This window comes from Martelella mediterranea, assembly GCF_004342225.1.
Taxonomy (GTDB): domain Bacteria; phylum Pseudomonadota; class Alphaproteobacteria; order Rhizobiales; family Rhizobiaceae; genus Martelella; species Martelella mediterranea_B.
The window spans coordinates 92,945-105,952 of record NZ_SMAR01000006.1 but is presented as its reverse complement, the minus strand read 5'-3'; the positions used below and the strand labels follow the sequence as shown (position 1 = coordinate 105,952).

At 59.6% G+C, this 13,008-nt stretch carries 10 protein-coding genes and 2 pseudogenes; 5 read left to right on the top strand and 7 right to left on the bottom strand.

The window, feature by feature from the left end:
- Nucleotides 1-99: 99 nt before the first annotated feature.
- Nucleotides 100-807 (bottom strand): annotated as a pseudogene (gene istA / locus EDC90_RS06100) (IS21 family transposase); the annotation flags it as partial.
- A 47-nt stretch (nt 808-854) separates the two neighbouring features.
- Here istA and EDC90_RS06095 point away from each other — a divergent pair.
- Together EDC90_RS06095 and EDC90_RS06090 are read left to right on the top strand one after the other, a co-directional pair.
- Nucleotides 855-1,604 carry a hypothetical protein gene (locus tag EDC90_RS06095; protein WP_245510958.1) on the top strand — a complete coding sequence of 250 codons (750 nt, stop codon included), beginning with the start codon at nt 855-857 and terminating at the stop codon, nt 1,602-1,604.
- A complete protein-coding gene (locus tag EDC90_RS06090) occupies nt 1,604-3,712 on the top strand; it encodes a DEAD/DEAH box helicase family protein (RefSeq protein WP_207903856.1) in 2,109 nt (702 codons plus the stop codon). Before EDC90_RS06095 ends, EDC90_RS06090 begins: the two co-directional genes overlap by 1 nt.
- 19 nt (nt 3,713-3,731) lie before the next feature.
- Here the strand turns inward: EDC90_RS06090 and EDC90_RS21050 are convergent, their stop codons facing one another.
- Together EDC90_RS21050 and EDC90_RS21180 are read right to left on the bottom strand one after the other, a co-directional pair.
- Entirely contained in the window at nt 3,732-3,953 is a 222-nt protein-coding gene (locus EDC90_RS21050; RefSeq protein ID WP_207903855.1) for a hypothetical protein, read from the bottom strand.
- A 360-nt stretch (nt 3,954-4,313) separates the two neighbouring features.
- Nucleotides 4,314-4,566, bottom strand: a pseudogene (locus EDC90_RS21180) (IS3 family transposase); the annotation flags it as partial.
- A gap of 680 nt (nt 4,567-5,246) precedes the next feature.
- On the opposite strand from EDC90_RS21180, the gene EDC90_RS20835 reads away from it, so the two are divergent.
- A complete protein-coding gene (locus EDC90_RS20835; RefSeq protein ID WP_165972755.1) occupies nt 5,247-5,417 on the top strand; it encodes a hypothetical protein in 171 nt (56 codons plus the stop codon).
- Nucleotides 5,418-5,665: 248 nt separating this feature from the next.
- Here EDC90_RS20835 and EDC90_RS06085 read toward each other — a convergent pair whose 3' ends face one another.
- Nucleotides 5,666-5,962, bottom strand: a complete 297-nt coding sequence (locus tag EDC90_RS06085) for an allophanate hydrolase-related protein (RefSeq protein ID WP_132309619.1) — start codon at nt 5,960-5,962, stop codon at nt 5,666-5,668.
- Nucleotides 5,963-6,199: 237 nt separating this feature from the next.
- On the opposite strand from EDC90_RS06085, the gene EDC90_RS06080 reads away from it, so the two are divergent.
- Entirely contained in the window at nt 6,200-9,637 is a 3,438-nt protein-coding gene (locus EDC90_RS06080) for a DEAD/DEAH box helicase (protein ID WP_132309617.1), read from the top strand.
- 752 nt (nt 9,638-10,389) lie between these two features.
- Nucleotides 10,390-10,569 carry an ester cyclase gene (locus tag EDC90_RS06065; RefSeq protein WP_207903854.1) on the top strand — a complete coding sequence of 60 codons (180 nt, stop codon included), beginning with the start codon at nt 10,390-10,392 and terminating at the stop codon, nt 10,567-10,569.
- On the opposite strand, the gene EDC90_RS06060 is transcribed toward EDC90_RS06065, so the two are convergent.
- Genes EDC90_RS06060 through EDC90_RS06050 form a run of 3 tightly spaced genes read right to left on the bottom strand, consistent with a single transcriptional unit; the run spans nt 10,532 to nt 13,007 of the window.
- Entirely contained in the window at nt 10,532-11,044 is a 513-nt protein-coding gene (locus EDC90_RS06060; protein ID WP_132309614.1) for a metallophosphoesterase, read from the bottom strand. The genes EDC90_RS06065 and EDC90_RS06060 overlap by 38 nt on opposite strands.
- 50 nt (nt 11,045-11,094) lie before the next feature.
- Nucleotides 11,095-12,003, bottom strand: coding sequence for a LysR family transcriptional regulator (locus tag EDC90_RS06055; protein ID WP_132309613.1), 909 nt, complete (start codon nt 12,001-12,003; stop codon nt 11,095-11,097).
- 14 nt (nt 12,004-12,017) lie between these two features.
- Complete coding sequence (locus tag EDC90_RS06050; RefSeq protein ID WP_207903853.1) at nt 12,018-13,007, bottom strand: ABC transporter ATP-binding protein; 990 nt, start codon at nt 13,005-13,007, stop codon at nt 12,018-12,020.
- Nucleotide 13,008: the final 1 nt, after the last annotated feature.

The following is a 13,008-nucleotide window of genomic DNA, read 5'->3' as shown; positions in this document are numbered from 1 at the left end:
TCTGGCTGCGCCGCAGGGCTTGAACCTCATGCCCGGCCGTTCACCACGTGGTCGCCCGTGGGCCTGAAGAAAATACCACAATTTCTGTCGAAGGGGCTATTCGATCTCATCCGTGTCATTGCCCTTTCCGGGCCGGCCATAGCGATCCCGGATCAGATAATGGGACAGGAACCCGCTGAACAGTGTTGCCCGCTTGCGCGTGCCATCGGGCAGGATCCTCGCCACAAGGCAGCGGTCATTGTCATAGACGATCGACTGCGGCACGGCCCCGAAAAACGCAAACGCATGGACGTGGCCATCGACCCAGGCCTCGGCCACCGCCGCCGGATAAGCCCGCACGTAGCAGCTGTCACTATGCGGAAAATCGAGCACAAAGAACCGGGCTTTCTGCTCGACACCGCCGATCACGACCGTCGCCTCACCGAAATCGGCCTGCGCATGGCCGGGCGGATGCGACAGCGGCACGAACACTTCCTGGCGACGCTGTTCCCGCTCCCGGATATAATCCTTGATGATCGTATAGCCGCCGGTGAACCCGCATTCGTCGCGAAGCCGGTCAAACACACGCTTGGCCGTATGGCGCTGTTTGCGAGGTACGTGTCTGTCTTCATCCAACCAGTGGTCGATCGTCGAAACGAACGCGTCCAGCTTCGGCCGCCGGACTGGTGATCGTCGCTGATAGCCAGGAGGCGTCGAATACGTCAGCATCTTTGCTACGCTGTCGCGGGATATGTTGAAGTGTTTGGCTGCCTGACGTCGGCTCATCCCTTCCGAGACGGCCAGACGAACCTTCAGATAAAGATCCACGGTATAAATCCTCTGTCCCTCCTGCGCTCATTGCAGAAGGAAGATAGGTGGCCGGATTTTACTCCGCCCGCGGACGGTCTATTCCGCCGCTTCCGTGGCCGACTTTTGCACCGCCGTTCTCAGTGCGCCCCGATGAGCCAGAAACCCAGCCGCCAGTTGCGTGGTTTATATGGCAAGACGGGGTGCTCTCGGCCCCCGAGGACAAATCGGTGATGGTGATTGGTGTCGATGCGGCTCAGGCCCAGACACCTTGTCCATGGCCTGCACCGGCTCCAGCGATTGTGACACTCGCGGAGGGCGGTTGGCGGCTGCCTGTCATTTCTTCCGAAGCACTTGTTGTCGCTCGCCCCTCCGATATGTCGGTCGAAGATATCCTTGCCAGCCTTGGCTCATTTCCCGAGCCAGGTGATGCTGACAGCGAAGATGAGGGTGAGGAAGGCGAAGAGCCGCTCACCGACGCCTCAGATACCACCGAAGCTCCGCCAGCTGCCTATCCCATTCGCAGGATGATGGAACTTCTGGTGCGTCTTTGTGAGACACAGGCAAGGTTGGACCCGCGGGACTGGCAAAGGTGGTGTCGGGAGTTGCAACAGAACCTTTGCGCTATCGCGTCTCGCGAAAAAACGATGCTCGAGTTCTTCCGGAACGCCAGGGCAAATCCTCTGCCTGCTCTGGCAGATCCGCGTATGCGCCCGGAAGGGGTTTCGCCAGACCTATTGAGAGATGCGCTTTTGGCAGTGTCCGTCGCGTGGGAGCTCAGCGCTTACCCATCGCTCTGGGAACGGGAGGCCGCGTGATGGTGGACTGGAACGAGGTCGCGAGCATTCTGGATCGTATCGCAGGGACGTCTGATGATGCCCTGCTAGATCATGGCCAGAAGGCGAGTGTCACAGAACTAGCGTGCCGTATCCGGGCGGGCCAACGCTCGGCCCTGCTGGCTGATGAGGTGGGTATGGGCAAGACCCGCATTGCGGCGGCGCTGATCGCAGCGGTGCGGGAGGCGGGCGGGCGCAGCGCCATTGTTCTGCCCGCGGGCCTTGGGACACAATGGCAACAGGAACTGAAACGGTTCAACGCCGACGACAAGACATTGCTGCCGCTGCGCAGCTATGATGGTTTCATCTCCGGTTTCTTGCACGATACCGATGCGGAGGGGAGCGCAAGACGGTTACACAGCCATAAGGAGTGGCTTTCGGATCGCCGCAAGCAGCGTGAGTTGCCGGAGAACGGCTGGGCCGCCGAAGAGATCATAATGATCTCTCATTCCTTCGCGAACATGCAGTTTCCCAATCGTGGAGAAGGCCCCGCTGGAGGCTGGCGCCGGGAACTCTTACCCAACGTCGCCCGCCTGATTGACGGCCGACGGCGCAACTTCATGCGCGAAAATTTCCATTCGGGTGAGGTGGGCTATGTATATGCCAGTCGCCGTGCGGCGCGGCACATTGCCCAAACGATTCTGGACCACGAACTGCCGCGCGATGCCATTAACGGTGATCAGAAATGGCTTTCGGCGGACGATTACAAGAACAGGATCCTGCCGCTGATCGGCTATGGCCTGGGTCAGTTTGATCTCATAATTGTTGACGAAGCCCACAAGGCGCGCGGCGCAGATTCAAGCCTTTCGCGCATTCTCGGCCCGGTAAGCTGGGAAGCGGATGATCCTTTTCGTCTGGGCATGACCGCCACCCCGGTCGAGCTGGACTCCAGCCAGTGGATCGACACGCTGGAGCGGCTCAATGGTCGCGATGACGATCAGGATATTACTGCGCTCGCAGCGCTGACGGAATGGATCACCGGCTATGTGAATGTTGTTCGTCGGATTCAAACCGAAGAACTGGACGAGACGCTGACCGGGGAATTCGAGACCTCCGCCCGGCAGTTCTGCGCAGCATTGCGACCATACGTCCTGCGCCGGGACAAACGCAGTGACCCCGAATTCTGCGTCTTCAAAGACAGTCATGGTGATTATCGTGAGGTCACCGATATCCCGGTTTCACCGGAGGCAGAGGGTTTTACCCGTGACTGGTTGCGCCGCTTTTGTGCGGCTGAGGCGCTGTCGTTACTCCCTCAGGATGATCCGCGTGTGAAACGGGTCAGGCTCGCCGTTGCCCAGGGGTATGGGTTCGGCTTTGGAGAGGATGAGGAAGACAGCCCTTCTGGCATGACAGATGCAAACCTCGTTGGTCCGGCGGGGTTTTGGACGGAAGCTTTCACCGCTGAGAGCAACGACATCTATAGCCACCCTGCGATCCTGGCGGCTGTGAGACAAATCGAGGCCTATACACGGGCCGGCGAGAAAGTGCTCGTCTTCGGCAGGTTCCTGACGCCGATGAATGTGCTGACCAGACTGCTGGACGCGCGTGAGATGCTGCGTCGTTTGCGAGACGGACAGCACTGGCCTGCCAGTGGGATCGGGGAAAGCAATATAGCAGCCGTCATTGCGGCGATGAGGGATCCTGATCTTGCGGTGGCGGGTGGGGTCGACGAAATCGATATGATGTTGAAAACCCGCTATCGGGAGTGGGCGAGCGAGCGCCGGGCTGAACTCGCACGGCTTCATCGGGAGTTGGAAGACCTTGCGCTGGAGGGAGGAGCTGCTGCATTTCTGTCAGAGATTCTGCGCCATGAGGACGGCAAACAAGACCTTCAATTCGGGGCTTTGCTCGAGGCACTTGGTGGCAGGCGGGAAGTTGCGGGCGCTTCCTGGACGGGGCGGGAAATGCTCGGGCTGTTCGAAAAACTGCTCCTGGAGCTTGCCGGGGATGATGAAGCAGAGAACAACGATACGCAGAAAGCCCGGCTGGATGCCTGGCTGAACGATTATTCCGGGCGCGAGGGCAACTTCGCCAGGATGATGTCAGGCGCAACCGCACCGCAAACGCGGCGTATGCTGCAATCTGCATGAGGCCTGTCGCACAGTGATTCTACTGCACGCGGAGTGGAATCCCGGCATTGTCGAGCAGCAGATTGGGCGTGTGGATCGCAAGAACAGTCTTTGGCTTCGCGAATGGCGGAAATGGAGGGATCATGGTGATGGTCTCCCGCCCCGCATTCGGGTTCACCCTATTGTCGTCAGTGGCACATACGACGATCACAACTGGCAGGTTCTCAAGGCGCGTTGGCTGGAACTGAGGGCGCAGTTGCATGGCGATGTCCTGCGTCCCGTTCCAGGTCGGTCAGAGGTGATAGATGACAAACGAACCTGCGCTGACCGCGTTCGGCGCGCAGTGCCGGATTTTTCGCCGGGAAAACGTGGCGGTTGAGTTGTAGTGTAACCGATACTCACGCTGCTGTTCGGAATAAGACGGAATGAAAGCTGCTATTTTTAGCAACCATTCTCCCCGCGTTGGATTTGGCGTTGATAGGAAAATGGCTGTTAGTAGGTCGCAAGTAATGGCGGTTGCAGCCTCCCGCAACCATCTTTACTTGCTCGGGCAACAAGTGAAGATTAGATCCAGCCCCCGCACCTGGACCTGTCACGTTTTTGTGCCGCTCCAATAGCTCATTTAAGCGGCTTTTTTCTCGAAGGCCAAGGGGCTCTTCCATCCCAATGCCGAGTGACGCCTGCGCGGATTATAGAAACCATTGATATATTCGAAGATGGCTATCTCAACATCGCGGCGTGTTGGTCAGGATTCCTGCCACAATAGTTCAGCCTTGATCGTCTTGAAGAGGGTTTCCACTGCTGCAATCATAACAATTTCCTTTTCCGCTCATCGACACTTGGAAGTCGTATTTGCGCAAAATCTTCTGGTAATCACGCATCGCAAGGTAGCGGGGAGCCTCGCGGTCCAGTAGGTTCGATCCTGAGGAAGCTGTGTTGCTCGATGTGGAACGCTCCACCCTGTATTTATCATGTTGCCCGTTGAGTATACCCGTTCCCTGGAGTTGGTCGCGCGCTGGAGCGCCGCCGCTATAGCGTGTCTATTGATGTGCTGGATCGTGTCGCAACCGTGCTCGAGGTCGAGGCTTGGCAATTGCTTTTGCCCGCTAAACGGCAGACGACTTCAATCGCCTCTGAAAGCCGCTACGACAGCGTGCTTGCCCACACGGCGCGAAACCTGGGTGATGACATGTTCAGGAGCCGTCAGTGTCGCTGCCTGATGGTTATTTCGACTTGGACAATCCGGTTGAACGAGGCTATTGCGATAGGTTCGCGAATTCTCATCTCGGACTAAAATTCTAGACGGCAAGAGGATCGGAAATGCACTGTGAAGTTCACTCGCGCAGACTGACAATCTGCCCTGCCTGTGTCTATTCCGGATTCTTGAAAGCGTCATAATAAGGGTATTGAGCGTTTTACCCCTTATTATAACGCTTGAAAAAATCAATGGTCGGTAAAAGCTTACCAACGAGCTTCACCCAGCAAGAGACGGTGGCAAGTCATGATTGGGGGCGGATTCGGCGGTGGGCAGTGCCCATCATCAAGGAACGGGATAATGCATCTGAGGACCGATGACCGCAAAGCTATAGAATTACTGAATACCGGCGTGGAAGTGGTCGAAGTCGAAGTCGAAGTCGAAGTCGAAAGCGAGGCACGCGCCGATGAGATTGCCGCGGCGCTTCATGCGGGAATGCCTTGGATGGCGCCGGCGACAGAAGTTTTCTGACAGGCGATGCGTCAGTCTGTTGGATCCGGCATGGCTGCTTTCCGTTTTTCGCCTCTGCTCCTGAATGGGCCACCGGGAATCGGAAAATCGATTTGGGGCCGTGAGATCAATGACTTCTTCAGGTTGCAGCAGCACTCGCGGTGCCAGCCGCTTAACCTCCTGTTGTGGAACATTGGCGTGGAGAGTGCCATGTCATCCCGCAGCGGGAGTCGGCGTAGACAAACCAACTTTTATAGTTGAGCTTGCTATTAGCACACCGTTTGCAGGGCAATGAAGCGCCTCCAACTTCCGAGGGACGTGATTTCGCTGGCGGTGGCTGTTGCTTCGGCTTCACAGATAAAGCCCTTGACGGCGGTTCCGTCCGCCAGTGACACCGAGCCGATGCTCAGCGGCGATGGAATACCGGCCATGAAACGACCGAAGGCGGACATGGGAACCGCCCAGATATCAACGGCTATGGATGACGCCTGCGGTCCTGGGTCCCGCACCAATCCTGGCCTCACCGGTGGTCCCCCGGACAGCGCATAGAAGTCGAAATTCGCCATGACGGGCATCTCACCCAGAACCTTCCGAAGGGGTAGGGCGACCCCGGCGCCAGTTCCGATACTATGGATCAGCCTCTCAACCGACCCGCCTTGCGAGCGCAATTCCACTGCAAAGCCCATTATTTTTCGGGGCGATTACCCGTCAATCCAGCGCAAGGTCCCGGTTCGACCACAGAAGTCTGTTCAATCATAGCGGCAGCGGCTGTTGCCGGTACGGCTTGGCGTGATATCAAGTGATTGAAACAGACCAGTTTGACAATGCAAATCGATCACGAACAGATCAGACGATTATTTGATGCCGCGACCTTCGAGCGTGGCGTGGCCTATGCGCGTCAGGGCCGGGTTCTGTCCGCCGAAAGCGATGAAGACGGCGCTCTGATCAGCGCATCGGTCAGAGGCAGCGGGCAGAAGGTTTACGTTCAGGAGATTGCTCTCGCTCGCAATTACAACGGAGCCATCCGTACCGTTTCGGGAGATTGCTCGTGTCCGGTCGGCTACAACTGCAAACATGTGGTCGCCGTCATCATTGACCATGAAGGCCGTTCCGTGGCGGCCCGTCATGCGCCAGCACAGCCGCGTGCCGCAACGCTCGGCCGGGAACACGGCCTGCCACCCGCGCTGGCATTCTGGCTTGATGCCCTGCGCAAGGCAGACACCGAAACCGCGGAAGACCCGGACGACTGGCCGCCAACGGTGCGCGACCGGCTGCTTTATGTGGTCGCGGAGCGGGCGTCGGGTGGGCTCTTCATCGACACGATGAAAGGTCGCCTTCTGCGCGATGACAGCTTCGGCGAAAGGGCCACCCGCTACGACGCGGCGCGGGTGTTGCGCACCGGCCCGCCGAAATTCATCCGGCAAACGGATATGCGTATCCTGCGGCGCATCAACCTGCTCGGCCTTGAAGCCTATTCCTCGAGCTTCGCCGCATCCCATGACAATCTGGCGCCGGGCGATATCTTCGAGCTCTTGCGTCTTGTCGCCGCCACCGGGCGCGGGCGCTGGTTTTCCGCCGATGGTCCGGCGCTTCGGATTGCCGATGCCCGTCATGCGACTGTGGACTGGACAACCGAAACCGATGGTTCGCAGAAACTCCGTATCCGTGATGAAGCCGGGCACAGCCTGAAGGTGCTGGGCGCCGAACCGCCTCTCTTCGCCGACCTCTCCTCCGGCGAAGTCGGACCGCTGGAATTCGATGGCCCAAAAGAGGCGCTGTCGCTGCTTGTCAAGGCGCCCGCCATCCCGGCCGCCCATGCCGAAAAGATCGCCGTCGCATTGAACGGCCTGCAAAGGATCAGACTGCCGGCACCCACGCGGATCAGCGCCGACGTCCGGCAGGGACGCGATCCGGTTCCCGTGCTCCGGCTTTTCACCATGCCGGCGATGGCGCGCTATGGCGGCTGGGGCCGGGCCACCACACCGACACGCCTTGCCGCCCTGCGGCTGGCATTCGACTACGACGGTCATTGCGTGCCGTTCTCGAACCGGCAGGATGCGCAATTTCTTGAGGACGGCAAAGCCGTCACGCTCAGGCGCGACCTCGCCGCCGAAGACCGGGCCTTCCAGCGGATCGAGGATAGTGGTGCGCTCACCGCGGACGAGCTCTATGACATCCACCCCGGAGCCGATGCCCGGCCGCGGGACATGTTCTTCCTTCAGGACGACCAGGCCGATGACGGGCTCGATGGCGCCGGCCTCGATTTCGGTCCGCTCCCGTTCATGGCGCAGACCCTGCCGGAACTGAAACAGGCGGGATGGCGGATTGAAACCGATCCGGACTGGCCGTTCCGGTTTTATGAAGGGCCCGTCGAAATCGCCGCGGAGGCGGCCCCGCGGCCGGGCGACAACAGCGGCAATCGCTTTTCGCTCGGGCTGCGGCTTGATGCCGACGAACAGCACCTCGACCTCGCGCCGCTGATCCTCGGCATTCTCGACCAGCTTTCGTTTATCGACGCCGACGGCGAGGACAGCTCGGCCGCACTCGAAGCGGTCCTCGAGGACATGGCCTTCTACCCGCGCCTTGGCGACGGCCGGTTCATCGAGCTCGATGCTTCGGTGTTGTTGCCGCTCGTGAAGGTGTTCCTGTCGGCGAGCGGCCTGCTCGACGGCTTCCACAAAGCCGAGGCCGGCCGGCTGAAAGACATCGCCGAGGCACTTGCGGGCAGCGGCATCAGCTTCAGGGCCGGCCCGGATCTGCTCGCGCTCGGAAAGCGGCTGCAGGCGCTCGCCAGTGCACCGGAGGTGGAGCCGCCGCCATCGTTTCTGGCCGAATTGCGGCCCTATCAGAAAACCGGTTATGGCTGGCTTCAGGCCCTGAGCGACAGCGGCTTTGGCGGCATTCTGGCCGATGACATGGGGCTTGGAAAAACCGTGCAGACGCTTGCCCTTCTGGCCGACCGGCATCTGCATAAAGGTGCCGGGCACCCAAGCCTTCTTGTGGTGCCGACCAGTATCGCCCATGCATGGCGACGACAGGCGGCGCTGTTTGCCCCCGGCCTCAAGACCCTGGTGCTTCAGGGACCGGAGCGGAAGGCTCATTTCGAGAACCTGGATGACTATCACCTTGTGATCACCACCTATCCGCTCATCAACCGGGACCATGACATATTGATGCCGCGCATGTGGGACACCGCCATTCTCGACGAGGCGCAGGCCGTCAAGAATCCGGCATCCGCCGTCGCGAAACGGATCCGCGACATCAGGGCCCGCATGCGCGTGGCGCTCACCGGCACGCCGATGGAAAACAGCCTTTCAGACCTCTGGGCGCTTTTCGACTGGCTGGTTCCCGGCCTTCTGGGGGACCGGAAGACGTTTCGCGCGCGCTTTCTCCTGCCGATCGAGAAAAACGCGGATGCAAGGGCGCAGGCCGAGCTGAATGCGCGCATCCGCCCGTTTCTGCTGCGGCGGACCAAGGCGCAGGTCACGCTCGACCTGCCGGAAAAGACTGAAATCACCGAACTGGTCAGCCTCGGCGACAAACAGGTCGCGCTCTATGAGACCATACGGCTGGCTATGGACGAGCGTGTGCGCAGGGCGATCGCCGAGAAAGGCTTGGCGGCAAGCCACATCACAATCCTCGATGCGCTGCTCAAACTGCGGCAGATCTGCTGCGATCCGAAACTGCTCAAACACGACAACGCCGCCTCCATCGACCAGAGCGCCAAGCGCGAACGGCTGATGGACCTGCTCGGCGATCTCGTCGCGGAAGGCCGGCGGGTTCTGGTATTCTCGCAGTTCGTCGAGATGCTGGATCTGATCAGGACCGATATCGAGGCGAGAGGCTGGCCCCATGCCTGGCTGACCGGCGACACCGTCAACCGCGATGCGGTGGTGACCGGTTTTCAGGCCGGCGATGTCCCGATCTTCCTGCTCAGCCTGAAAGCCGGCGGCGTTGGCCTGACATTGACCGCCGCCGACACCGTTATCCTCTACGACCCGTGGTGGAACCCGGCGGTCGAACGGCAGGCCATGGACCGGGTTCACCGCATCGGCCAGCAAAAGAGCGTGTTCGTCTACCGGCTGATCGCAGAAGGTTCGGTCGAGCAGGCCATCGCCCAGCTTCAGGAGCGCAAGCAGGCGCTGGCCGATGCGCTGTTCGAAGGGCCGGTCGACAGCCCCCTAAGCCTCGACGAAGCGGAAATCACCGCCCTGTTCCAGCCGATACAGCCCGAACACTGAAACGACGCCGGCCGGCCCTTCCCCGGCCCCGAATTGCCGATGGAGGGGAGGACCGGTCGAAACCTCCGCTTCGCAGCCCTGGAGCATGTCCGCGTTTTCCTGAATTGTAAATCGGTATAGGCGTTCGCCTCCGAACGGCACAATAATCATTGAAATATTTGAAGAATATTGGTTCCCGGTATCGCGCCGGATGACATCCCCGTATCGAGAGCCTGTCGGATGGGCGCAACCCCCGATGCGTATTCCGACGGCAACTGACGCATGGAGTCGAGCCTCCCGTTTAGCTATTTCGCAAATGATCAAGGACACGCATTCTGTGGTGGCCAACGAAATCTACGGCTGGAACAAAACAGTGTCCAAATCCTGCCCCCGCAACCAAATTCCAAAAAGACAGAATACGAAAACAACGAAGCGGAGTGGTATGATCACTGTCTGCCGTTTTGGTGCTTATGCATGAAAGCGCTGCCGGTATCCACCCGGAGTCAGGCCCACGATCCAGGGGAAGATTTTTCTAAATGCGCCAGCGTCGCTATAGCCGACTTCCTAGGCGATGCCTGCTACCGGCAGGCGGCCGAATTGCAGCTGTTCCTGCGCCTTTGCCACGCGCAACCGCTCGGCGTATTCGGTTTTTGTCAGCCCGGTCGCTTTGTGGATGGACACCAATTTCGATTTCGACGCGTTGATCCTGACGCATCTGCATCACGATCACTTCGATGAGGTGGCAGTCAAGCTGTTGCCGCTTATACCATCAGGTGGATACGCCACATCCCGGCATTGAAGGGTTTCGCGCATCCGAAGAAAAGAACTTCGCCGCCTTCGACGACTGGAAAATTCCGCTGGTCGATCTGGTCGCGGAGGGCGATCAGGTGGCCGCCGACCTCATCTTCGAAGGCATTACCCCCGGCTGTCTGACACAAGGTCCTCAAGATTGACCGGGCTGAAATCCGTCTGTTCAATGCTGGTGCAGATGTGGCGGTGGGTCGGGGAGGGCTTTTCGTGGAGATGACCGTGGATATTGCGCTTGAACCGCAGGCCGAGGCCGCTGCGCTGCGACAGGTCGAGCGGCAGGTGGGTCAAAACCGTTTTGCTGTCGGCGAATGTCTTCCACAAGGCGATGCTGGAAAATGCCTCTGTGAGGTGGGGCGATGTCGGGTCGTCGTGATTGCCGAGGATGAGATGTTTCTTGCCTTTAAGGCCTTTCAGCATCTTCCAGCCGTCACCCAGGAAAACATCGCCCAGATGATAGACAGTATCGTACTCGCCAATCCGGTCGTTCCAATTGTCGGCGATGCATTCGTTCATCTCCGCGACAGTTTCGAACGCGCGTGCGGTCTTGTTGGCCGCAAGGCCGGAAGCCAGCAGGCCGGTATCGCCGAAATGCGTGTCGGAGGTGACCCAAAGCGTCATTTTGTTTTCCTTGTTTTCGAGTTGGGGCTGTGGGCGCGAAAGTGCCTGTCTTACGCGGATGGAGCGGCGTCCAGAGGCGCATTGCGAAGCCTCTTGGCCAGATAGTGCGCGAGTTTCGCCGCTGCCGGAGAAAGCGTGCGCTCCCTGAGCTTGACCAGCCGCACATTCGCGGGCTTCATTTTCCTGATCCGCAACAGCCTGACATCGCCGTCGTCGCCCTGATCGTAAAGCGACAGGCCGAATGTGATCAGGCCGCCGGAACGGCAGGCGCGGGCGATGGAGGCATAGGTATTGCTTTCCACCGCCGGGCTTAACGAGACCCCCTCGGCATTTGCCTGCCGGTCCAGCATCAGGCGCAGGCCCGAACCCTGCGGCGGCAGCACGATCCGGTGCCGGGATATCTCTGCAACGCTCACTTCGTCATTGTCTGCAAGCGGGTGGTTCGGGGAAACCACGGCATAGATGTCCTGATCGGAAGATCCCAGAACCGACAGGTCGACATGGTCCTTGAGGTTCAGGCAAAGTGCGATGTCTGAATGAAACTCCTGAAGATCGGTCAGTGCGCGCGTTGAAGACGAGTGATTGACCGCCACCGTTACCTTCTGGTTTTTCTGCTGAAACTTTGCCAGATGAACGGGCAGGAAGCTTTCCAGCACCGACTGGCTGGCGCAGATGCGGATGTGGCCGCTGGTGGATTTCCGGATCGCCTGAAGCTCGCCGCGCATTTTTTCCAGTTCGGCCAGTTGCGCGCGGGCATGCACGGCCAGATATTCGCCGGACGGATTGAGGCGCAGTCCCTTTGAGGTGCGCTCGAAAAGGTCGACGCCGAAATGGGCCTCCAGCGCCAGGATCTTGCGGCTCAAGGCCGATGAGGTCAGCGACATGTGTTCGGCCGCCTTGCGGATCGAGCCGAACTGGGCGATGGCGTCGAGGATTTTCAGGTCATTCAGGTTCTGCATTGTGCGTTTTCGCTTCAGGCGTCCAGACGGACGATCTGCTCCCGAGCAACGCTCAGCGCAACATGGCCTGCATGTTCTGGTCTGGTTTCGGAATAAAAGGTCAGGCTGTGGCCGTCGAGGTCGACGGTGACTTCAAAACGGCCGTCGATAAACACCATGTCATGCACCCGGGCAGAAAGATCGCCCGGCGCGTCGTGCACAATCCGCACCGCATTTCTGGGCAGCAGGATCCAGTCGCTCGCAGCTTCGGCGGGCGAGAGCACATTGCGTGGCAGGATGTTTCCGGCATTGAGGAATTTGGCGATGTCGACGGATTGCGGATTGGTAAACACCTCCAGCGGTGCGCCGACCTTCTGGATCTGCCCGGATGACATCACCGCAATACGATCCGACAGGATCTGCGCCTCGCGCCGGTCGTGGGTCACATTGATGCAGGTGAGCCCCAGCTCCTTCGCAAGCTTGCGGATTTCATGGCCGAGTTCATCACGCAGATTGCTGTCGAGGCTGGCCAGTGGTTCGTCCAGCAAAATCACTTTCGGCGAGAGCGCCAGTGCACGCGCGATGCCGACACGCTGGCGCTGGCCGCCGGAGAGCTGGCGGGGATATTTTCCGGCATGGTCCGACATCTGCACCTTTGAAAGCACTTCGGCCACCCGCCGGGCGATGTCGGGTTTGGCCCAGCCATAGCTGCGCAGCGGAAAACCGATATTGTCGTCAATCGACAGGTGTGGCCAGAGCGCGTGATCCTGAAAGACAAAGCCGAACTGGCGCGCCTGTGTCGGCACGAAAATTCTGTCATTCGCCGCATCGAGCACTGTGCCGTTATAGGTGAGCGTGCCGCCGCCGGCGCGTTCAAGGCCGGCAATGATGCGCAGCAGGGTCGACTTGCCGCAGCCTGAGGCGCCGAGAAGCGTGACGAACTCGCCTTCTTCGATATCGAGATCGATGCCCTTGAGGATCTGCGCGCTTCCAAAACTTTTCTGCAGGTTTTCAATACGGATCATG

Excerpts from the sequence above, each read along its gene's own strand:
- EDC90_RS20835 (WP_165972755.1), top strand. The coding sequence starts at position 5,247 with ATGCATCTGAGGACCGATGACCGCAAAGCTATAGAATTACTGAATACC.
- EDC90_RS06055 (WP_132309613.1), bottom strand. The coding sequence starts at position 12,003 with ATGCAGAACCTGAATGACCTGAAAATCCTCGACGCCATCGCCCAGTTC.
- EDC90_RS06090 (WP_207903856.1), top strand. The coding sequence starts at position 1,604 with ATGGTGGACTGGAACGAGGTCGCGAGCATTCTGGATCGTATCGCAGGG.
- EDC90_RS21050 (WP_207903855.1), bottom strand. The coding sequence starts at position 3,953 with ATGCAACTGCGCCCTCAGTTCCAGCCAACGCGCCTTGAGAACCTGCCA.
- EDC90_RS06085 (WP_132309619.1), bottom strand. The coding sequence starts at position 5,962 with ATGGCGAATTTCGACTTCTATGCGCTGTCCGGGGGACCACCGGTGAGG.
- EDC90_RS06060 (WP_132309614.1), bottom strand. The coding sequence starts at position 11,044 with ATGACGCTTTGGGTCACCTCCGACACGCATTTCGGCGATACCGGCCTG.
- EDC90_RS06050 (WP_207903853.1), bottom strand. The coding sequence starts at position 13,007 with ATGATCCGTATTGAAAACCTGCAGAAAAGTTTTGGAAGCGCGCAGATC.